Annotated in this window: 16 protein-coding genes, 1 pseudogene and 1 riboswitch; of the genes and pseudogenes, 13 read left to right on the forward strand and 4 right to left on the reverse strand. The window is 67.5% G+C overall.

Annotated elements, in window-relative coordinates; translation table 11 throughout:
- Positions 1-4 precede the first annotated feature (4 nt).
- The 9 genes and pseudogenes from HIV01_RS16415 (at position 5) to HIV01_RS16450 (ending at position 11,216) form a co-directional block, all read left to right on the forward strand.
- Positions 5-2,098, forward strand: a complete 2,094-nt coding sequence (locus tag HIV01_RS16415) for a S9 family peptidase (protein ID WP_245156847.1) — start codon at positions 5-7, stop codon at positions 2,096-2,098.
- The gene (locus HIV01_RS16420) at positions 2,095-3,252 is read left to right on the forward strand and encodes a DmpA family aminopeptidase (RefSeq protein ID WP_200608809.1); all 1,158 of its coding nucleotides are present in this window, start codon (positions 2,095-2,097) and stop codon (positions 3,250-3,252) included. Before HIV01_RS16415 ends, HIV01_RS16420 begins: the two co-directional genes overlap by 4 nt.
- A 46-nt stretch (positions 3,253-3,298) precedes the next feature.
- Positions 3,299-4,627: a Xaa-Pro dipeptidase gene (locus tag HIV01_RS16425; protein WP_200608807.1), complete on the forward strand. Its 1,329-nt coding sequence runs from the start codon at positions 3,299-3,301 to the stop codon at positions 4,625-4,627.
- Positions 4,628-4,722: 95 nt separating this feature from the next.
- A complete protein-coding gene (locus tag HIV01_RS16430) occupies positions 4,723-6,096 on the forward strand; it encodes an APC family permease (protein ID WP_200608805.1) in 1,374 nt (457 codons plus the stop codon).
- A gap of 72 nt (positions 6,097-6,168) precedes the next feature.
- A complete protein-coding gene (locus HIV01_RS16435) occupies positions 6,169-7,365 on the forward strand; it encodes an aminomethyl transferase family protein (protein ID WP_200608802.1) in 1,197 nt (398 codons plus the stop codon).
- Positions 7,365-8,945 carry a phytoene desaturase family protein gene (locus HIV01_RS16440; RefSeq protein ID WP_245156848.1) on the forward strand — a complete coding sequence of 527 codons (1,581 nt, stop codon included), beginning with the start codon at positions 7,365-7,367 and terminating at the stop codon, positions 8,943-8,945. Before HIV01_RS16435 ends, HIV01_RS16440 begins: the two co-directional genes overlap by 1 nt.
- 2 nt (positions 8,946-8,947) lie before the next feature.
- Positions 8,948-9,100: pseudogene (locus tag HIV01_RS18425) on the forward strand (FAD-dependent oxidoreductase); the annotation flags it as partial.
- Positions 9,101-9,173: 73 nt separating this feature from the next.
- The gene (locus HIV01_RS16445) at positions 9,174-10,469 is read left to right on the forward strand and encodes a phytoene desaturase family protein (RefSeq protein WP_245156849.1); all 1,296 of its coding nucleotides are present in this window, start codon (positions 9,174-9,176) and stop codon (positions 10,467-10,469) included.
- 45 nt (positions 10,470-10,514) lie between these two features.
- Positions 10,515-11,216 carry a DUF998 domain-containing protein gene (locus HIV01_RS16450; RefSeq protein ID WP_200608798.1) on the forward strand — a complete coding sequence of 234 codons (702 nt, stop codon included), beginning with the start codon at positions 10,515-10,517 and terminating at the stop codon, positions 11,214-11,216.
- On the opposite strand, the gene HIV01_RS16455 is transcribed toward HIV01_RS16450, so the two are convergent.
- Positions 11,213-12,325 (reverse strand): aromatic ring-hydroxylating oxygenase subunit alpha, encoded by a 1,113-nt coding sequence (locus HIV01_RS16455; RefSeq protein WP_200608796.1) that lies wholly within the window; start codon positions 12,323-12,325, stop codon positions 11,213-11,215. The genes HIV01_RS16450 and HIV01_RS16455 overlap by 4 nt on opposite strands.
- Positions 12,326-12,586: 261 nt before the next feature.
- Between HIV01_RS16455 and HIV01_RS16460 the strand changes: the two genes are divergently transcribed.
- Both HIV01_RS16460 and HIV01_RS16465 read left to right on the forward strand, forming a co-directional pair.
- Positions 12,587-13,207: a hypothetical protein gene (locus HIV01_RS16460; RefSeq protein ID WP_200608794.1), complete on the forward strand. Its 621-nt coding sequence runs from the start codon at positions 12,587-12,589 to the stop codon at positions 13,205-13,207.
- The gene (locus HIV01_RS16465; RefSeq protein ID WP_200608792.1) at positions 13,208-14,422 is read left to right on the forward strand and encodes an NAD(P)/FAD-dependent oxidoreductase; all 1,215 of its coding nucleotides are present in this window, start codon (positions 13,208-13,210) and stop codon (positions 14,420-14,422) included.
- A gap of 545 nt (positions 14,423-14,967) precedes the next feature.
- Here HIV01_RS16465 and btuB read toward each other — a convergent pair.
- The 3 genes from btuB to HIV01_RS16480 form a co-directional block, all read right to left on the reverse strand.
- On the reverse strand, positions 14,968-16,857 hold the full coding sequence (gene btuB, locus HIV01_RS16470) for a TonB-dependent vitamin B12 receptor (RefSeq protein ID WP_245156850.1): 1,890 nt from the start codon (positions 16,855-16,857) through the stop codon (positions 14,968-14,970).
- Positions 16,858-17,021: 164 nt separating this feature from the next.
- Positions 17,022-17,241, reverse strand: a riboswitch (cobalamin riboswitch).
- Between the two features lie 33 nt (positions 17,242-17,274).
- Complete coding sequence (locus tag HIV01_RS16475) at positions 17,275-17,664, reverse strand: TfoX/Sxy family protein (protein WP_200608790.1); 390 nt, start codon at positions 17,662-17,664, stop codon at positions 17,275-17,277.
- Positions 17,661-18,146 (reverse strand): GAF domain-containing protein, encoded by a 486-nt coding sequence (locus HIV01_RS16480; RefSeq protein ID WP_200608788.1) that lies wholly within the window; start codon positions 18,144-18,146, stop codon positions 17,661-17,663. Before HIV01_RS16480 ends, HIV01_RS16475 begins: the two co-directional genes overlap by 4 nt.
- 63 nt (positions 18,147-18,209) lie before the next feature.
- Between HIV01_RS16480 and bioD the strand changes: the two genes are divergently transcribed.
- Together bioD and HIV01_RS16490 are read left to right on the forward strand one after the other, a co-directional pair.
- Entirely contained in the window at positions 18,210-18,899 is a 690-nt protein-coding gene (gene bioD, locus HIV01_RS16485) for a dethiobiotin synthase (protein ID WP_200608786.1), read from the forward strand.
- Between the two features lie 174 nt (positions 18,900-19,073).
- Complete coding sequence (locus HIV01_RS16490) at positions 19,074-20,267, forward strand: efflux RND transporter periplasmic adaptor subunit (RefSeq protein ID WP_200608784.1); 1,194 nt, start codon at positions 19,074-19,076, stop codon at positions 20,265-20,267.
- Positions 20,268-20,274: the final 7 nt, after the last annotated feature.

The raw sequence follows: 20,274 nt of genomic DNA on the forward strand, positions 1-20,274 counted from the left end.
GCTGATGCTGATGCGACGACGCCGGCTCTCGCCGTGGATGAACGCGCTATGGATGATTGTGCCGTGCCTGGCCGCGACCACGCTGGCGGCGCAGGCCGCAACGCCGGCACCGCCCACGCGCTTCGGCATCGCCGATCTCGACCGGCTGGCCGACGTCGCCGAGCCGGACCTGTCCGCCGACGGCGCCGCGCTCGTCTACAGCGTGTCGACCGTCAACCGCGCCGAAGACCTGGCCCAGACTGATTTGTGGCGCGTCGGCTTTGACGGCAGCGCCCGCAAGCGCCTGACCAACACGCCCAAGAGCAGCGAGTCACGGCCGCTGTGGTCGCCCGATGGCAAGTCGATCGCCTACCTGTCGGACGCCCCGCCGCCGCGCAAGCCGGAGGTGGGCAAGGAAGGCGAGGGCCGTGACGACGAGGAGGAAGAGGAGATCAGCCAGGTCTGGCTGATGCCCGCCGCCGGTGGTGCCGCGCGTCGTGTGACGTCGTTCGCCAGTGGCGTCGACGATTACGTCTGGTCGCCCGATGGCAAGCGCGTGGCGGTGATCGTGCGCGATCCGGAACGGCCGGCCGGCGTTCCGGAACCGAAGAACCCGCCGCCGATCGTCACCACGCGCTACCAGTTCAAGGAAGACGGCACCGGCTACCTCGACGGTCGACGCACCCATCTGTACGTCGTCGACATCGCCACCGGTCGCGCCGAGCAGATCACTTCCGGCGACCACGACGAGCTGCTTCCTGCCTGGTCGCCCGACGGCAAGCTGATCGCGTACGTCAGCAAGCGCGGCGTCGACCCGGACCGTCATCTCAACTACGACATCTACGTGGTCGAGCCGCGCGCCGGCGCGAGCGAGCGCCAGCTCACCACGTTTCCCGGTTCCGACCTCGATCCGTACTGGGAAACGCGCCCGTCGTGGAGCCCGGACAGCAGCCGCATTGCCTACCTGCAGAGCGGCGAGGACAAGTGGATCTACTACGCACCGTGGCAGCTGGCGGTGGTCGACGTCGCCAGCGGCAAGGCGCGCCTGGTCGCGCCGATCGACCGCTGTGTGACCAAGCCGCACTGGTCGCCCGATGGCCGCCACCTCTATGCGCTGGTCGAGCGCAGCCGCGTCACCCTCGTCGAGAAGATCGACGCCGATAGTGGCGAGAGGGCCGAGCTCACCCACGGCAACCGGTTCGATTACGACCTGGCGGTGTCGGGCAATGATCGAGTGGTCGTGCTCGGTGGCGACGACGCGCATCCCTACGAAATCTCCGCGGTCGAACCGCAGGGCCTGCGCGCACTCACCGACCACAACGCTTTCCTGCGCCAGCGCACCCTGGCGTCGGTCGAGCCGATCGCCTTCAGGAGCGACGGCATCGACGTCGAGGGACTGCTGGTCAAGCCGGTCGGGTACCAGCCCGGTAAACGCTATCCGACGATCCTGCGCATCCACGGTGGCCCGGTCTACCAGTTCAGCCATGAGTTCATGGCCGACTGGCAGGTATACGCCGCGCAGGGCTATGCGGTAGTGGCGGTCAATCCGCGCGGCAGCTCCGGTCGCGGTTTCGACTTCGCCCGCGCGATCTATGCCGACTGGGGCAATGTCGACGTCAAGGACGTGGTCGCAGGCGTCGAGCACGTGATCGGGATGGGCATCGCCGATCCGCAGCGACTCGGCCTGGGCGGCTGGAGCTACGGCGGCATCCTCACCAATGCCGTGATCGCCCGCGACACGCGCTTCAAGGCCGCCATCAGCGGTGCCGGCGCGTCGAACATGTACGCGATGTACGGCCACGACCAGTACGTGCGTGAGTACACGCTCGAACTGGGCACGCCGTGGAAAGACCGCGAGCAGTACGACCGCGCCAGCTACCCGTTCCTGCACGCCGACCGCATCACCACGCCGACGATGTTCCAGTGCGCGCAGGACGACTTCAACGTGCCGTGCCTGGGCGCCGAGCAGATGTACCAGGCGCTGCGCGCGCAGAACGTGCCGACGCAACTGGTCGTCTACCCCGGGCAGAACCATCAGCTGACCGTGCCGAGCTACCTCAGCGACCGGCTGACGCGCAACCTCGCGTGGTACGACCGCTATCTGAAGGAAACCCCATGAGTCGTCGTTGTGCTCCCGCGCTGCTTGCGTTGCTGGCGATCACGTCCGTGCACGCCGCCGAGCCACGCGCCCGCGACCTCGGCATCCCGTTCGAAGGCACGCCCGGCACGCTCAACGCGATCACCGACGTCGCTGGCGTCACCGTCGGCCAGGTCACCCTGATCGAGGACCTCGCCGACGGCCACAAGGTGCGCACTGGCGTCACCGCAATCCTGCCGCGCGGCAAGGCCAGCCTCGACACGCCGGTGTTCGGCGGCTGGTTCGCGCTCAACGGCAACGGCGAGATGACCGGCACCGCCTGGATCGACGAGTCCGGCCAAGTCGAAGGCCCGGTGATGCTGACCAACACCCACAGCGTCGGCGTCGTCCGCGACGCGGTGATCGCCGAACGCGTGAAGGCCGGTGGCGCCGATGCCAGCGGCTACTGGTGGTCGCTGCCGATCGTCGCCGAGACCTGGGACGGCCACCTCAACGACATCAACGGCTTCCACGTGAAGCCCGAGCACGTCGCGCAGGCGTTGCGCGATGCCCGCGACGGCCCGGTCGCCGAAGGCAACGTCGGCGGCGGCACCGGCATGATCTGCCACGAGTTCAAGTGCGGCATCGGCACTGCATCGCGCCGCATCAACAGCGATGGCCACGACTACACCGTCGGCGTGCTGGTTCAGGCCAACTACGGCGTGCGCGATCCGCTACGCATCGCCGGCGTGCCGGTCGGGCAATTCCTGCGCGACGACCGCGTCTATACCGATGCGGCGATCACCGGTGACACCGGTTCGATCGTGATAGTGGTGGCCACCGACGCGCCGCTGCTGCCGCACCAGCTCAAGCGGATTGCAAAGCGCGCCGGCATGGGCCTGGCGCGCATGGGCAGCTACGCCGGCAACGGCTCGGGTGACCTGTTCCTCGCCTTCTCCACCGCCAACGCGCCTGCCCAGGACTCCGGCGCGCTGCATCATGCGCAGTTCCTGGGCAACGACAACGTCGACGGTCTGTTCGAGGCGACGGTGCAGGCGACCGAAGAGGCCATCGTCAATGCCATGGTCGCCGCGCGCGACATGCGTGGCGAAGGCGGCCGCTACGCCAACGCCATCCCGCACGCACCGCTGGTGAAACTGCTCAAGCGCTACGGCCGCTACCAGGCGCCGAAGTGAATCCCGCGCTCCAATTCAATATCAACCTTCCCGATTGGCTGACTCCATGACCCATCTCACGATCAAGGCGCTGGCCGCCGCGCTGGCGCTCACCCTGGCCGGCGCCAGCGTTGCCGCTACTCCCGACGTCGTCGTCGTACGCGCCGGCCACCTGGTCGATGTCGATCATGGCCGCGTCCTCGGCGACCAGGCGATCCGCATCGAAGGCGAGCGCATCACCCGCGTGGAACCCTGGTCGGCCACGGTCGCCGGCGACGCCCGCGTGCTCGACTGGTCGGGATACACGGTGCTGCCGGGCCTGATCGACCTGCACACCCACCTGGTCGGCGACATCCAGTCCGACAACGTCGCCGCGCCACTGATGAGCACCTCCGCGCGCGACGCCCTGGTCGGCGTGCGCAATGCCCGCGACACGCTGCGCGCCGGCTTCACCACCGTGCGCGATGTCGGCACCTACCGCGCCTTCACCGATGTCGCCCTGCGCAATGCCATCAACGAGGGCATCGTCGAAGGCCCGCGGATGCTCGTGGCCGGAACGTACATCACCGTCAGCGGCGGCGGTGGCGAAGTCACCGGGCTGGCGCCGGACGTGCAGGTTCCCGCCGACATGCGCCGCGGTGTCGCCAACTCCGAGGCGGAGATCCGCCAGCGCGTACGCGAGCTGATCGCCGGCGGCGCCGACTTCATCAAGCTGATCGCCACCGGCGCGGTCCTCGCCAGCGGCACCGAACCGGGCGCGCCGGAGTACAGCGAAGCGGAGATCCGCGCGGCAGTCGAGGAAGCGGCGCTGCACGGCACCTTCGTCGTGGCGCACGCCCACGGCGCCGAAGGCATCAAGCGCGCCGTCCGCGTCGGCGTGCGCTCGATCGAGCACGGTTCCTACCTCGACGACGAGGGCATCGCGCTGATGAAGAAGCACGGCACCTGGCTGGTCGCCGATGTCTACAACGGCGACTACATCGAGGAGATCGGCCGCCGCGACGGCTGGCCCGAGGAAATCCTGCGCAAGAACACGGAGACCACGCAGACCCAGCGCGAAGGCTTCGCCAAGGCGGTCAAGGCCGGCGTGCGGATCGGCTTCGGCACCGACAGCGGCGTCTACCCGCACGGCCAGAACGCGCGCCAGTTCGCCTACATGGTGCGCAACGGGCAGACGCCGATGCAGGCGATCAGCTCGGCCACGATCAGTGCGGCGAAGTCGCTCGGTCGCGATGCGGAGTTCGGATCCGTGGCCGCGGGCAAGTCGGCCGACCTGATCGCCGTCCAGGGCGACCCGCTGGCGGATGTCGAGGTGTTGCGCCGGGTCGAGGCGGTGATCGCCCAGGGCAGGCTGGTCTGCGCGGCTCCGGAGAACCGCTGCACGGGATCCCATTGAAGTCCATGATGGCGATCGACTAAATAGACGGTCTATCTGGCGACACAATCCGCAGGACGCGCACCGCAGTAACGACTGAACAGGGGTGGCAAGGCATGCAGGACCCGCGCGTCAACGAGGCTGGCACGACCCAACACTGCGACACCCGGCCGGAGCGCAAGCTCGGCTTCTGGATGTGCACCGCGCTGGTGGTGGGCAACACCATCGGCATCGGCATCTTCCTGTTGCCGGCATCGCTGGCGCCGTATGGCTACAGCGCGATGCTGGGCTGGGTCATCACCGTGGTCGGCTGCCTGGCGATGGCACGGGTGTTCGCCCGCCTCGCGCGCGACATGCCATCGGCGGACGGCCCCTACGGTTACATCCGCGCCACGCTCGGTGAGATCCCGGCCTTCGTCGCGATGTGGTCGTACTGGATCGCGACCTGGATCACCAATGCGGCGATCGCCATTGGCGTGGTCGGTTACCTCGATACGCTGTTCCCGGCGCTGCGCGAAGTGCCCGCTTCGTTGCAGGCAGTGACGCTGCTGTGGATGTTCGTGCTGGTCAACCTGCTGGGCGTGCGCGCCGGCGGACGCGTGCAGATCGTGACCACCGTGCTGAAGCTGCTGCCGATGCTGACGGTGGCCGGGCTCGGCATATGGCTGCTGCTGACCCACCCGGCGAGCTACACCGAACACCTGCCGACGCAGCCGGTCAGCCTGGCACCGTTGATGGCTGCATCGACGATTGCCCTGTTCGCGATGCTCGGATTCGAATCGGCGGCCGTGCCGGCCGACCGCGTGCGCGACCCCGGCCGGACCATTCCGCGCGCGACCATGGTCGGCACGATGATCACGGCCGTGATCTACCTGGTCGTCTCGTCCGTTCCGCTGCTGCTGATCCCTGCGGCCGAACTGGCGCAATCGAAGGCGCCGTTCTCCGATCTGCTCGATCGCCTGGTCGGTGGCGGTTACGGCCGCGCGCTGTCGCTGTTCGTGGTGATCAGCGGCCTGGGTGCGTTGAACGGCTGGGTGCTGCTGGTCGGCGAACTGACCCGCACCATTGCCTGCAACGGCGGCCTGCCGGCGTCGTTCTCGCGCAGCAACCGCTTCGGTGCGCCGGCGCTGGCACTGGTCGCGACGGGCCTGCTCGCCAGCGCGATGATCCTGATGAACTACAGCAAGTCGCTGGTGCAGGGCTTCACCTTCATCACCACCGTCGTCACCGCCGCCAACCTGCCGCTGTACCTGTGCTGCGCACTGGCGTTGCTGGTGTTGTGGCGCCGTGGCCAGCGGCCGGCCAACAGCGACATGCTGGTGGTGGCGATCCCGGGCCTGGCGTACGCGACTTTTGCTTTCATCGGCCTTGGCAGCGAGCCGTTCGGCTGGGCTATCGTACTGGCGGCGGCAGGCCTGCCGGTTTACGCCATGCTGCGCATGCGCAACGGCAGGGCCAGCCCGCTGGTGCCGCCGGCCGCCAAGCCATGAGATAGACCCCGGCTTTCCCGAACGATTCACTCGATTCACCCGCAGCACGCAAAGCACGCACGCAGGACTCCCATGCTGGAACTCAAACGCACGCCCTTCCACGAGCGCACCTCGCGCCTGTGCCTGCCGCAGAACTGGCGGCGCTGGGCCGGGCACATCGTCGCCGGCTCCTACGACCTGCACCTGGACCGCGAGTACTGGGCGATCCGCGACGGCGTCGCCGCGATCGACGTCTCGCCGCTGATGAAGTACATCATTACCGGCCCCGACGCCGCGCGCCTGCTGCACAAGCTGACACCGCGCGACGTGCAGAAGATGGCGGTCGGCCAGGTCGGCTACACCGGCTGGTGCGATGAGGAAGGCAAGCTGCTCGACGATGGCACGATCTCGCGCCTGGCTGAAGACACCTTCCGCCTGACTTCGGCCGAACCGTCGCTGCGCTGGCTGTCGATGAATGCCGTCGGCATGGACGTCACCATCACCGAGGTCACCGAAGACGTCGCCGCGCTGAGCCTGCAAGGTCCGAAGTCGCGCGCGGTGCTCAACCGCTGCTGCGCCAAGACGCTCGACAAGCTCAAGTACTTCAAGGTGATGGCGAACACGCTGGCCGGCAAGCCGGTCACCATCTCGCGCACGGGTTACACCGGCGACCTCGGTTACGAGATCTGGATCGACAAGGCTGATGCGCTGCACGTCTGGGATGCGCTGATGGAAGCCGGTGCCGACTACGGCATCGTCCCGTGCGGCATCCTGGCGATGGACATGGCACGAGTCGAAGCGGGCTTGTTCATGATCGACGTCGACTACACCGCCGCCAACCACGCCTGGATCGAAGGGCAGAAGTCGACGCCGCTGGAGATGGGCCTGGACTGGGCGGTGCAGCTCGACAAGCCCGGCTACTTCGTTGGCCGCCGCGCGCTCGAGAAGGAAAAGCGCGAAGGCTCGGCGTGGAAGCTGGTCGGCTTCGAGGTCGACTGGGAAAAGATGGAGCCGCTGTTCGCCCGCGTCGGCCTGCCGCCGCAGATCCCCGGCATGGCGGTGCGCGAGAGCCTGCCGATGATGCAGGGCGACAGGCAGGTGGGTTATGCCTCCACCAGCACCTGGTCGCCGGTGCTGAAGAAGTACATCGCGCTGGTGCACCTGCAGCGTCCGTACTACGAGCCGGGAACGGCACTGACCATGGAAGTCACCGTCGAGCACAAGCGCCTGCAGGCGCCGGGCAAGGTGGTGAAGCTGCCGTTCTACGAGCCGGAGTGGAAGAAGAAGTGATGACCAACCAGTACGACGCCATCGTCATCGGCGCCGGCCACAACGGCCTGATCGCCGCCGCCTACCTGGCGCGCGCGGGCAAGAAGGTGGCCGTTCTCGAACGCCGCGAGGTCGTCGGTGGCGCGGCAGTGACCGCCGAACCGTTCCCCGGCTATCGCTTCAGCCAGTTCTCCTACGTGGTCAGCCTGCTGCGACCGGAGATCATCCGCGACCTGGAGCTGCCCAGGCACGGCCTGAAGATCCTGCCGCTGCCGAGCACGGTCACGCCGATGGACAACGGCGACTACCTGGCCGCGTGGGACGACCACGACCTCACGCGCCAGGAGCTCTATCGCCATTCGCCACGCGATGCCGAAGCGTCCGACGAGTACGGCCGGGTGATGGCGCGCGCGGCCAAGGCGATCAAGCCGATCATCGGCCTGGTGCCGCCGGATCCGTCGTCGTTGAGCCTGCGCGACCTCAAGGGCCTGCTCAAGCTCGGCCAGTACGGCAAGAGTCTGTCGGAGAAGGAGCTCTACCAGATCGCCAAGCTGCTCACGCAGTCGGCCGCCGACCTGCTCAACGACTGGTTCGAGTTCGACCCGCTCAAGGGCACCAAGTCGGCCAGCGGCATCATCGGTACCTTCCTCGGTCCGCATTCGCCCGGCACCGCCTACGTGCTGCTGCACCACTACATGGGCGAGATCGACGGCGCCTTCCGCGCCTGGGGCTTCTGCAAGAACGGCAACGGCGGCGTCACCCAGGCGATCGCCAGTTCGGCGCGCGCGCTGGGTGTGGAGATCCGCACCAATGCCGCGGTCGAGCAAGTGATCGTGCGCGGTGGCCGCGCTTCCGGCGTGGCGCTGGCCAACGGCGACGAGCTGCGCGCGAAGGTCGTCATCTCGGCGGCGGACCCGAAGCGCAGCTTCCTGCAGTTCGTCGAAGGCAAGCACCTGCCCGACGAGTTCGTGCAGCAGATCAAGAACTTCCGTGTCCGCGGCTCCTCCGGCAAGGTCAACATCGCCTTCAGCGGACTGCCGGACTTCACCTGCCTTCCCGGCGAAGGCCCGCTGCACCGCGGCGCGGTCTCGATCAGCCCGAGCATGGAGTACATCGAGCGCGCCTACGACGAGGCCAAGTACGGCCAGTTCGCCAAGCAGCCGTACATCGACATGATCTTCCCGTCGATGATCGACCGCGACATGGCGCCGCCGGGCCACCACGTGGCGTCGTGCTTCGTGCAGTACGCGCCGTACGACATCGAGGGCGGCTGGGACGATGCCAAGCGCGACGCGTTCGGCGAGACGGTGATCTCCACGCTCGAGCGCTACGCCCCGGACATCCGCAGCAAGATCGTCGGCAAGCAGGTGATCACGCCCAAGGACATCGAGCAGATCGCCGGCATCACCGGCGGCAACATCTTCCACGGCGAACTGTTGCTGCACCAGCTGTTCTTCCTGCGACCGGCGCCGCAGTGGGCGGACTTCCGCACGCCGTTGCCGGGCTATTACTTCGGCGCGTCCGGCGCGCACCCAGGAGGTGGCGTGATGGGCGCGGCCGGCAAGATGGCCGCGCAGGAAGTACTGAAGGACTGGAAGTGATCATGACGAACACGCGATACGACATCCTCATCGTCGGCGCCGGCCACAACGGCCTGGTCGCGGCGACTTATCTCGCCAAGGCCGGCAAGAAGGTGCTGGTGCTCGAGCAGCGCGACCGCGCCGGCGGGCAGCTCGCCACCGACACCCTCGGCGACAGCAGCTTCGACCCGTTGCACGCCGGCGCGCAGCTGCGCCCGGACATCGTCGCCGACCTCGGGCTGGCGCGGCATGGCCTTGGCGTACGAAGCCGCGACGCCGTACGTGTCATTGCAGCCCGACGGCAAGCGCCTGCATCTGTCGGCCACGGCCGGCGATGCCGCCACGCTCGAATCGATCCGCCAGTTCTCCGCGGCGGACGCCGCACGCTGGCCCGAGTTCGTCGCCTTCATGGATCGCGCCGCCGCCTTCCTCGATGCGGCTTACCGCACGCCGATGCCGCGCCTGCCGCATGTCGGCCTGGCCGAAGGCTGGCCACTGGCGAAGCTGGCCTGGACGCTGCGCCGCCTCGGCGGCCGCGACATGTTCCGGGTGATCCGGGCGATGTCGATGTCGACGGTGGAATTCACCGAGGAATGGTTCGAGTCGGAGCAGGTGAAGGCCGCGGTGGCGGCCGTCGGCATCCACGGCCATACGCTCGGCTCGATGTCGGCCGGCACCGGCTACACGCTGATGCACAACTGGCTCAACCGCGGCGGCCTCGCCCAGCGGGCGGTCGTCGGCGGCAACGGCAAGGTGGCCGAGGCGCTGGTGGCGGCATTGAAGGCCGCCGGTGGCGAGCTGCGCACGGGCGCCGGCGTCGAACGCATCCTGGTCGACTCGCTGCGGGTCTCGGGCGTGCGCCTGGACAACGGCGAGGAGATCGCCGCGACGACGGTGCTGTCGGCCGCCGATCCGCGTCGCACCCTGTTGGGCCTGGTCGGCGCGCCGGAGCTGCCGCCGGACTTCGTCTGGCAGGTGCAGTCGATCAAGATGCGCGGCGCGGTCGCCAAGGTCCACCTGCTGACCAACGGCAACCACGGCCTGCCGGCGGGAACGCTGGCGATCGCACCGACGTTGAAGTACCTCGAGCGCGCGTACGACGCAGCCAAGTACGGCGAGCTGTCGGCTCAGCCCTACCTGGAGGTCACCACCGCCGGCAAAGTCGTTTCCATCCACGTCCAGTCGGCGCCGTTCAAGCTGCGCGGAACCGGCTGGGACGAGGCGAGGGCGACGATCGAGCGCACCGCAATTGAAATCGTCGCCGGGCAGTTCCCGGCGCTGGAAGCGTCCGTGCGCGAAGTGCGCACGATCACCGCGGTCGACCTGGAACAGCAGTACGGCCTCAGCGAAGGCGACATGAACCACGGACAGCTGATCCTCGACCAGATGTTCTTCATGCGTCCGCTGCCGGGCTGGTCCAACCATGCCACCCCGGTCGATGGCCTCTACCTGTGCGGCAGTGGCAGCCACGGCGGTGGCGGCATCAGCGGCGCGGCCGGACGTAATGGCGCGCAGGCAGTGTTGAAGGCCAAGGCAAGCGCGTAAAGTCGACGGTGGCCGCGAAATCGCGGCCGCCTCGTTGGCACAGTCATGAAAGCGACGGTTCCCGTCGATGCGGCAGTCCGAAGGAAGCAGGGCGGCTTCCTCGACGGGGTAGTGCGGCAGAAGTCAGGGCTGATCTGTCTGGTGGCCGTGCTCGTCTTCCTGTCGACCTGCATCGTGCTGCAGTGGCTGCGCACCGACCTGGACTGGCGCCAGGACCCGCTCAGTGCCTATCTCAAGGGTCCGTATGGCGGCTGGCTGCGGCTGGCCTATTACTCGCTGAGCATGGCGCTGATCCTGCTGGGCGCGGGCCTGTACCGCGTGTTGCAGCCACAGGCGCGCAGCGCCGTCCCCGCAGCGCTGCTGGCCCTGGCCGGGATCGCGCTGGCGCTGACCGCGATCTCCGAAACAGATCTGCCGCTGCTGGACCATGACCAGGAAAACCAGCTGCACCGGCTGGCCGCGATGACCACGTTCCTGAGCGTGACCTCGGCGATGGTGCTGCAGTCCTGGCGCTTCCACTACGACGCGATCTGGCGCGTGCACGTGGCACTGGCGCTGCCCCTGGCCGTGGCCAGCTTCATCGCCCTGTGGATCTACGCGTACTGGCACGGCATGCCCGAGGGCCTGCGGCAGAAGACGGTGATCTCGATGATCCTGCTCTGGCTGGGGATTGCCGCGTGGTGGTTGCGGCATGAGCAGCTGGTGCGGTTGCAGCCGGTGGCCGAGACGCCGCCGGCACCGGACTAGACGCCCGCGCTCAGATCCTCATGCAGCAACCGGTGAAACAGATGTTCCCCCGCCTCGCGCCGCACCGACAGCCGTCCGGTCGAATACGCGCGTGAATGCAGCCCGCGCTGCACCGACTTGCAGATCGCCATGTCCTCGTCCTGGATCTGCTGGCCGACATCGACGCTGGCGCGGTTGCGCGCATACGCCGCTTCGGACACATCCTCGAACCAGAAGTCGAAGATCACCTCGGTCTGGTTTACGCCCAGCGGCAGCACGAGGTTGGTGTCCATCACGCCCTCGTACCAGTTGATCATCAGGTTCGGGTGCATCCAGTAGTACAGCGCACGATCGCCCTTGCGCACCGCGGCGTAGTCCTCCTGCGCCTTGGCCGTGGTCAGCGGGCTCGACTGCAGGCAGAAGCGGCCGCCGTTCTCGATCGTGTAGTTCTTGTAGTCCAGGACGCTGTCCAGGCCCTTGTGCAGGTGCGGGACGTGGTAGCCGCCGTCGAGGTAGTTGTCGACGAAGACCTTCCAGTTGCAGTCGAACAGGTAATGGCGGCGTTCGAAGAAGTGCAGTTTCGACAGCTGCAGCGGGCGGATCTGCTCGATCAGGTCGACGCCGAGGAACTCTTCCAGGCTCGGCCCCTGGGCATCCAGCCGCACGAACACCCAGTTCTCCCAGACCGCGGTCGCCACCGGCGCCAGCCCGTGCTGCGAACGGTCGAAGTGGCATTCGCTGTTGAAGCTCGGCGTGCCCTTGAGCGCGCCCTCCAGCGTGTAGGTCCAGCCGTGGTACGGGCAGCGCAGGTTCTGCGCACAGCCCGATGGCTCGGTCATTACCGCGGCGGCATGGTGGCGGCAGACATTGAAGAAGCCGCGCAGCTCGCCGTCGCTGCCGCGCACGACCAGGATGGGCTCGCCGGCGATTTCGCAGGTGACGTACTGCCCGGACTCGCGCAGCTGGTCCAGGCGCCCGGCCATCTGCCAGGAACGCGAGAAGGTCGTGCGCTTCTCGCGCTCGCTGATGCGCTCGTCGACGTACCAGGAGGCAGGAATGGTGGAGGCCTCGGCCAGCGGCAACGACGGGTCGTACTGGCCTAGAAGATCAGTTACAGATGAAGAATTCATTCGCCTCGCCCTGATGCGCGGGCCGATCCGGCCCCGGACTGCTTCCCCGCCACATACTTTCCCGCGCCCGGCGACGGTGTCAATGGCAGTCGTCCGTGCGCAAAGCGAACGCATCCAGTCGCTTTCGTGAGGAGGACATTCACTTCCGGTTGGATGTCATCGCGCGCGGATGTCGACGGCGACCAGCGAATTTTCCACGTCCGGTTAACGCCGCGGTGGCTACACGTGGACTACGCAAATCAGTCCACTGGAGTCCCGGCAATGGCCAGGAAAGCATCGATCGAACAGGATCAGGTCAACGAACTGCTGTATCAGGCGCTGGAAACCGAAATGGGGGGCATCAAGATCTACGAGACCGCCATCGGCTGCGCCGTCAACGAGGACCTGCGCGAGGAGTGGCAGGAGTACCTGTCCGAGACGAAAACGCATCGCAAGGTCCTGCTCAATGTGTTCGAGCAGCTGGGACTGGATCCGGAAACGAAGACGCCGGGTCGCGAGGTTGTTGGCCACATCGGCGCGTCGCTGGTCGCGGCGATGGACATGGCGCGCAAGAGCGGCAATCCCACCGCCGCCGAACTGGTGGCTACCGAATGCGTGGTACTGGCCGAAACCAAGGACCACCACAACTGGGAACTGATCGGACAGATTGCCAAGCACACCACCGGCGACCTGGCGAAAGTGCTCAAGCAGGCGCACGAGGCGGTGGAGAACGACGAAGACCATCACCTCTACCACACGCGCGGCTGGAGCCGTGAGCTGTGGTTGCAGTCGCTGGGCATCCCCGCCGTGCTGCCGCCGCCGGAGGAGGTCAAGCAGGTCGAGACGGCGATCGGCGCGGCGCGTGCCGAGAAGGCGCGCGAATCGATGCCGAAGAAGCACTGATTGGACCTTAAGAGCGGGTATCCCTATTGGGCCGTCAGCAACGGCCTGATGTACGCCTTTCCGCGACTGGAGGCGGATGCCCGCTGTGACGTGGCGATCATCGGCGGCGGCGTGACTGCCGCCCTGATCGCCGACGCGCTCATCGAGGACGGCCACGAGGTCGTCGTGCTGGAGCAGCGCGACATCGGCTGGGGCAGCACCGCGGCGAGCACGGCGCTGCTGCAGTACGAGAGCGACGTGACGCTGGGTGACCTGGCCAGGCAGTACGGGCTGACCGAGGCGCTCAAGTCGTACCGCGCCAGCGCCGAAACCATCGGGCAGCTGGAGGCGCTTTCGCGTCGCCTGCGTGATGTCGGCTTCGAGCGCGTGCACAGCGTGTACTACGCCAGTCGCGCCTGGCATCGACGCAAGCTCCGCAGCGAGTTCGACCTGCGCGCGGAGCACGGTTTCGATGTCGAGTGGCTGGGGCCGGAGGAGCTGCTGGAGCGCTTTGGCTTCCGCGCGCCTGCGGCGATCGTCAGTACACCGGCCGCCAGTATCGATCCGTACCGGTTGACCCACCGACTGTTCCGCGCGCTGCAGGGGCAGGGTGCGCAGGTGTTCGACCGCACCTGCGTCGAGCGCATCGAGCCGTCGGCGCGCAAGGTGGACCTGGTCACGGGCGACGGCCTGCGCGTCCGCGCCGGGCATGTGGTGGTTGCGGCGGGCTACGCATCCCAGCAGTGGCTCGACCGGCGCTTTGCCAGCAACCGCAGCAGCTATGCGTTCATTTCCGATCCGTTGGACCCTGATGTCCTGGCGTCATTGCGGCGCACGGTGATGTGGGAGACCGCCAGGCCGTACCTCTACCTGCGCACCACGCCCGACTGTCGCGTGATCGTCGGCGGTGAGGACGATGCAGTGGACATCCCGGCAAGACGCGATGGCCGCGTCGGCAAGAAGGCGGGCAAGCTGATGGAGAAGCTGTCGGGCCTGTTCCCGCAGCTGCAGCCATTGATACCTGCATTCTCATGGGCCGGCACCTTCGCCGAGACGAAGGACGGCTTGCCGTTCATGGGCGCGAACGCGCAATGGGGCCCGCGTGTGCTGTTCGCCATGGCGTATGGCGGCAACGGCATCACCTACTCGATGGTCGGTCGCGACCTGATCCGGGCGGCCATCAAGCGCCGGCAGCATCCGCTGGCGGCCTTGTACTCGTTCGATCGGATGCGTTGATCGGGGCTCGTGTCTGCGTTGTGGCGTCGTCCGCCGGGCCGGGGATTGCTCCGCCCCTTAGTCAGACATCCTGTCTGATGCGGGGCGTGGGCCATCCATGGCCCACTGCTGCGCAATCCCCGTCCCGGCGGCCGACGCTCCGGCAATTCGTTGCCCGGTCTTCGACTGCCCCTCCCCAACCCCTCTGCCGAATGGGAGAGGAGCTCAACAGCGCGAGTGGGTTTGGAACGACCACTTCCTTTCGCGGGCGTCCGGGACCCAGATCACCGAGCAGACGTGCGAATGAGCGAGGGCACGGACACCGTCCAGGGCCGGCACAGCGCGAGTCCGACCGTCGCAGCTGCATCACGCGGGCACTGCGCTCTCGCCACCAGTTGAAGTCAATAGAACAGTAGAAGCTTCCGGAAGGAGGGGGTGGGGTGTATTTCGCGAACAGTAAACGGAGCGAAGCGGAGGTTCGCGGAATACACCCCACCTCCTCCCCCACTGACCACACAAAAAAAGGCCCGGCATTGCCGGGCCTCTTCTCGGATCAAACCAACGCCTCAGTTCACCGGCGCATAACGCAGCGTGAGGAACCACTCCCGACCGGGCTGGTTGTAGAACGCAACAGTCTCGTAATCGCGGTCGAACACGTTCGCCACGCGGGCCTGCAACGTCAGGTCCTGGGTGATGGCGTACTCGGCGCGCAGGTCGAGCGTGCCGTAGCCGCCGAGGCGGCGGCTGTTGGTGACGTCGTCAAAGCGCGAACCTTCGCCGACTGCAGTCAGGCCGACGCGGAACGCACCGAAGGCGCGGTCGACGTCGAGGCGGGCGCTGTTCTTCGCACGGCGAGCCAGTTCATTGCCCTCGTAGAAACCGCGACGGTTCTCGGTGTCGAGGTAGCTGATCGCACCGGCGATGGTCCAGTCGGCGATCGTGGCGTCGGCCGACAGCTCGGCACCCTGCATGCGCGCCTTCTCGACGTTGTTGGGCAGGTTGATCGAAGCATCGAAAGCGATCAGGTCGTCGACGTCGGTGCTGAAGGTGTCGAGGTGGACGTTGAAGCCGTCGCCCAGGTAGGCCAGGCCCAGCTCCCAGGTCTCTGAGTCTTCCGGGCGCAGGTTGGGATTGCCAAAGAAGGGGAAGTACAGCTCGTTGAAGGTCGGTGCCTTGAACGCGCTGCCGTAGCCGGCGGTGACGCGCCAGTTGTCGGCGAACACCAGGCCCCAGGCGGCGCCGCCGGTGGTGTGGCCGCCGAACTGCTCGTTGTCGTCGCGGCGCACGCTGGCCTCGAGCGACTGCGCGCCGAACTTCGCCTGGTACTGCACGAACGCGGCCTTGTTGTCGCGCTCATCCTCGTCGTACGGCGTGGTGCTCTCGACGCTGTCGTTGAGCCAGTCCAGGCCGACGCTGACCAGCTGGTCGGCGGCGATGCCGAAGTCACCCTGCAGCGTCGCGCTGTCGCGGTTGGTGCTGAAGAAGTCGAGGTAGGTATCGCCGAGGAAGTTGTCGGACGAGTCGACGTTGCGGCCGGCGGTCAGGTGCACGTCGACGCGGTCGGACGGGTGCCAGCGCAGCTTGCCGCCGATCACCTGCTGCACGGTTTCGGCACGGTCGGTGAAGTCACCGTCGAACTCGTTGTCGCCTTCGTTGCGCAGCGCGTGGCCTTCCAGGCTCCACTGCTCGGTCAGGTTGATGCCGCCGCGCAGCGACAGCGCATCCTTCTCGTAGCCATCGCGATCGGGCTGCGAGTCCAGGGCGATGAAGCAACCGGCGCCGTCGAAGGTGGCCGGGTCGAAGAAGCCGTTGCAGGCGTTGATGCCGCTGGTGCGGGTGTGCTGGTAGTCGGCACCGAACCAGCCACGGTCATTGCTGCCGCCGAAACCGACGCCGTAACCGAGCGTGTCGTTGCTACCGCCGTCGAAGCGCACGCGCGGGGCGAAGGCCTGCTTGTCGCGGCGGGTGAATACCTGGATCACGCCGCCGATGGCGTCGGCGCCGTACAGGCTCGAACGCGGGCCGCGGACGATCTCGACACGGTCGATCATTTCGATCGGCAGGTCCTGGAACGCGGTCAGGCCCGAGGTCGCCGAGCCGACGCGGATGCCGTCGACCAGCACCAGCACGTGGTCGGATTCGGCGCCGCGCAGGAACAGCGTGGTCAGCTTGCCGTTGCCGCCCTGGTTGGACATCGAGATGCCGGCGCGGCCGCGCAGCAGGTCCGGCAGCGAGCGTGCCTGGCTGCGGCGGATCTGTTCGGCGTCGATGACTTCCACCGGTGCCAGCGCATCGTTGACGCTGATCGCGGTGCGGTTGGCGGTGACGATGACCTGGTCAAGCTCGGTCGGGTCGGTGGCGCCAGCGCTGTCCTGCGCGTGGGCAAGCGCGGGTGCGGCGAGCAGGCACGCGACGGCCAGGCGCACGGACAGGGACAACGGGGTACGCAATTGCATCGATGATTCTCCAACGCACGGCTCGGGCCGTGACGGGCAACTGGGAAAGTCGCGAAAGGAGAGTGCACGAGGCTGCGGTGTGGGCGCACGGCGCCAACGTCGCCGCCGCGATGCCCTCCGCATCGCAACCAGTGGTGGGCACCGCCGTACAGTCATGTACGGGCGCGTGACCCTGCTTCCAGGCCGGTCTCCGGACTCGCGAGTGGAGGGCTGTGCTCTCCGGCGCCGCGCCTTCCCGTGACTTGCACAGTGGCGGATGCAGCGCTTGTACTCGCTTACCGTTGCGGGGGCAGTGCCGGAATGATCCCTGCTGGGACGTCACCGGCTTCCCGTTTCAACCCGCCGGCAGGACGCCGCCGGGTCACCTCGAAGCGGGGCGCAGTCTACGCGATTAGCGGGGCGCTGCCCAAATGGGGTTCAGTCCCGGTCTGCCGGCTCATCCAGCAGCGACGGCATCGCCATCGTTTCCTCGGCGACCTGGGTGGTCGTCACCGGGCCGGCCGGCGGGCGGTAGCGCGGCGGCGGCAGCAGGGCGATCGCCGCTTCGGTGGCGGCGATGAGTTCGGCGCGGCGCTCGTCGGGGATCTCCTGCCAGTGGCAGTCCTGCAGCGCGCCTTCGATGGCGTACAGCAGGTTCAGCGTCGGCTTGAAGCCGGCGCGCTTGACGCGCATGAACGCCTCGACGGTCCCGACCGCGGTCAGGTCCTCGCGCGAGCGCAGTCCCACCTGGCGCAACCAGGCCGCCGACTTGGGACCGATGTTGCGCAGCTTGTCGCCGCCTTTTTCCCCGCCTTTACCGATATTCATGCCAGCGACTCCACGAAGGCCTGGGCAATCGCTTCCAAGCCGCGCTGGTCGTCGGCGTCGAAGCGGTCGAAGTGCGGGCTGTCCAGATCGAACACGCCGATCAGCTGGCCATCCCCCCCCACAAGTGGCACGACCAGTTCGGAGTTAGACGCAGAATCGCACGCAATGTGGCCAGGGAAGGCGTGGACATCGGCGATCCGCTGGGTCTGGCGGGTGGTCGCGGCCGCCCCGCAGACGCCCTTGTCGAGCGGAATCCGGATGCAGGCCGGCAACCCCTGGAACGGTCCGACCACCAGTTCGGTGCCGTCGAACAGGTAGAAACCGACCCAGTTCAGGCCGGGCAGGGAGTGGTACACCAGGGCCGAGAGATTGGCTGCGTTGGCCACACGGTCGCGTTCGCCGTGCACCAGCGCCCGCGCCTGCTCGAGCAACTGTGCGTACTGTTCGGGCTTGGGCCCGCTTAGACTTTCGCTGGTGAACATACTTGCCTCTTTCCCGCAGTCTACCAGCGTGCGGTCCACGGGCTTGCGACGGACGGTCCGGGCATGAACGGGCCCGAGGCCCGAGCCGGCTGGTTCGTCACCGGCACCGATACCGGCATCGGAAAATCACTGGCCAGTGCGACGCTGCTGTACGCGCTGCGCGCGCGCGGCCTGCGTGCGGTCGGCATGAAGCCGCTCGCCAGCGGCTGCGAGGTCACCGCCGACGGCCTGCGCAACGAAGATGCGCTGCTGCTGCAGGCGGCCAGCGAGCCACGCCCGGCCTATGACGACGTCAACCCCTATGCGCTGCTGCAGCCGCTGGCACCGGAACTTGCCGCGGCCGATGCCGGTGTCACTGTGCAGCTGCAGCCGATCCTGGATGCGCATGCACGCTTGTCGGCGATGGCCGATGCCGTCGTGGTGGAAGGCGTCGGTGGCTGGGCCGCACCGCTGTCGACCGATCTCGACCAGGCCGACCTGGTACGCGCTCTGGACCTGCCGGTGGTGATGGTGGTCGGCCTGCGCCTGGGTTGCATCAACCACGCACGATTGACCGCGCGCGCGATCGCCGCCGATGGATTACGCCTCGCCGGCTGGATCGCCAACGACATCGATCCGCAGATGGCGCGCGCCGACGACAACTTCACACTGCTACGTCACCGCTTGCCGATACCTTGCTGGGGACGCCTGCCGTTCCGCGATCGGCCCGATCCCGCCGCACTGGCGCACCTGCTTGCGCCGACCAGCGTCTGAAACGGTTTGCCAAAGCGGGCTCTGCGGACTTGCTTGTGCCTGATCCGGCGTGATCACCCCGCGCGTGACTTCTGGGGGGTGGGCGGAAAACTCAGAATGCTAGACTGGGCGGTATAGGAATTAAACCAATCTGAGCATCATCGCTCGTACATGACGGAATCGGAGTCCTCCCCCATGGTCAAGAACCCGCGCTCGGTGGCAATGGCCGCCGCGTTGGCCCTCGCACTCACCGCCTGTGGCGGCAAGGATCAGGCACAGGGGGGCGGCATGCCTCCTCCGGAAGTCGGCGTGGTCAAACTGCAACCGGGCAACGTGCCGCTGCAGAAGGACCTTGTCGGCCGTCTGGCGGCATTCCGCAGCGCCGACGTGCGCGCCCGCGTGCCGGGCGTGCTCAAGCAGCGCCTGTACGACGAAGGCACCGACGTGAAGGCCGGGCAGGTGCTGTTCCAGATCGATCCGGACCAGCTGAAGGCGTCGACGGGCCAGTCCCAGGCCGCACTCGCGGCAGCGGAAGCGACGTATGCCAACGCCAAGTCGGCTGCCGACCGCGCCCGTCGCCTGGCGCCGCAGAAGTTCGTCTCGCAGTCCGATCTCGACAATGCCCTTGCCGCCGAACGCAGCGCCGCCGCCGCGGTGAAGCAGGCGCAGGCCGCGTTGGCCGATGCCCGCATCAACCTGGGCTACGCCACCGTGCGCGCGCCGATCAGCGGTCGCGCCGGCAAGCAGCAGGTCACCGAGGGCGCACTGGTCGGCCAGGACACGGCGACGCTGCTCACCACCGTCGACCAGATCGATCCGCTGTACGTGAACTTCTCGGTCAGCGTCACCGAGCTCGAGCAGATCCGTCGCGCCCGCACCGGCGCCGGCACCGGCGAGGGCGAAGTGCAGGTGGTGCTGCCCGACGGCAGCGTCTACCAGCGCACCGGCACGATGGACTTCTCCGGTGACGTGGTCGATCCGGCAACGGGTGCGATCGCGATGCGCGCGCGCATCCCCAACCCGGACAAGAACCTGCTGCCGGGTACCTACGTGACGTTGAAGGCGACGCTCGGCGAGCAGGCCAACGCCTACCTCGTCCCGCAGGTCGGCCTGCTGCGCGATGCCAAGAGCCCGTACGTGCTGGTGGTTGGCGGCGACGGCAAGGTCGTGCGCAAGGACGTCGTCACCGATCGCCTGCAGGGTGACAGCTGGGTCGTGAGCAGCGGCCTGGCCGCCGGCGACCAGGTCATCGTCTCGGGCATCCAGCGCGCAACGCCGGGCCAGCCGGCGAAGGCAGCACCCGTTGCCGCTGCCGGTGAAGGCAAGCCTGCCCAGGACGCAAAGCCTGCCGCCAAGCCTGCCGCCGAGGCGCAGGCAAACAAGGACTGATCCCCCA

It is taken from the genome of Lysobacter arenosi (assembly GCF_016613475.2).
Classification (GTDB): domain Bacteria; phylum Pseudomonadota; class Gammaproteobacteria; order Xanthomonadales; family Xanthomonadaceae; genus Lysobacter_J; species Lysobacter_J arenosi.

Excerpts from the sequence above, each read along its gene's own strand:
- HIV01_RS16425 (WP_200608807.1), top strand. The coding sequence starts at position 3,299 with ATGACCCATCTCACGATCAAGGCGCTGGCCGCCGCGCTGGCGCTCACC.
- HIV01_RS16480 (WP_200608788.1), bottom strand. The coding sequence starts at position 18,146 with ATGTTCACCAGCGAAAGTCTAAGCGGGCCCAAGCCCGAACAGTACGCA.
- HIV01_RS16415 (WP_245156847.1), top strand. The coding sequence starts at position 5 with ATGCTGATGCGACGACGCCGGCTCTCGCCGTGGATGAACGCGCTATGG.
- HIV01_RS16475 (WP_200608790.1), bottom strand. The coding sequence starts at position 17,664 with ATGAATATCGGTAAAGGCGGGGAAAAAGGCGGCGACAAGCTGCGCAAC.
- HIV01_RS16435 (WP_200608802.1), top strand. The coding sequence starts at position 6,169 with ATGCTGGAACTCAAACGCACGCCCTTCCACGAGCGCACCTCGCGCCTG.
- HIV01_RS16445 (WP_245156849.1), top strand. The coding sequence starts at position 9,174 with ATGGCCTTGGCGTACGAAGCCGCGACGCCGTACGTGTCATTGCAGCCC.
- HIV01_RS16450 (WP_200608798.1), top strand. The coding sequence starts at position 10,515 with ATGAAAGCGACGGTTCCCGTCGATGCGGCAGTCCGAAGGAAGCAGGGC.
- HIV01_RS16440 (WP_245156848.1), top strand. The coding sequence starts at position 7,365 with ATGACCAACCAGTACGACGCCATCGTCATCGGCGCCGGCCACAACGGC.
- HIV01_RS16420 (WP_200608809.1), top strand. The coding sequence starts at position 2,095 with ATGAGTCGTCGTTGTGCTCCCGCGCTGCTTGCGTTGCTGGCGATCACG.
- HIV01_RS16490 (WP_200608784.1), top strand. The coding sequence starts at position 19,074 with ATGGTCAAGAACCCGCGCTCGGTGGCAATGGCCGCCGCGTTGGCCCTC.
- bioD (WP_200608786.1), top strand. The coding sequence starts at position 18,210 with ATGAACGGGCCCGAGGCCCGAGCCGGCTGGTTCGTCACCGGCACCGAT.
- btuB (WP_245156850.1), bottom strand. The coding sequence starts at position 16,857 with ATGCAATTGCGTACCCCGTTGTCCCTGTCCGTGCGCCTGGCCGTCGCG.
- HIV01_RS16430 (WP_200608805.1), top strand. The coding sequence starts at position 4,723 with ATGCAGGACCCGCGCGTCAACGAGGCTGGCACGACCCAACACTGCGAC.
- HIV01_RS16455 (WP_200608796.1), bottom strand. The coding sequence starts at position 12,325 with ATGAATTCTTCATCTGTAACTGATCTTCTAGGCCAGTACGACCCGTCG.
- HIV01_RS16460 (WP_200608794.1), top strand. The coding sequence starts at position 12,587 with ATGGCCAGGAAAGCATCGATCGAACAGGATCAGGTCAACGAACTGCTG.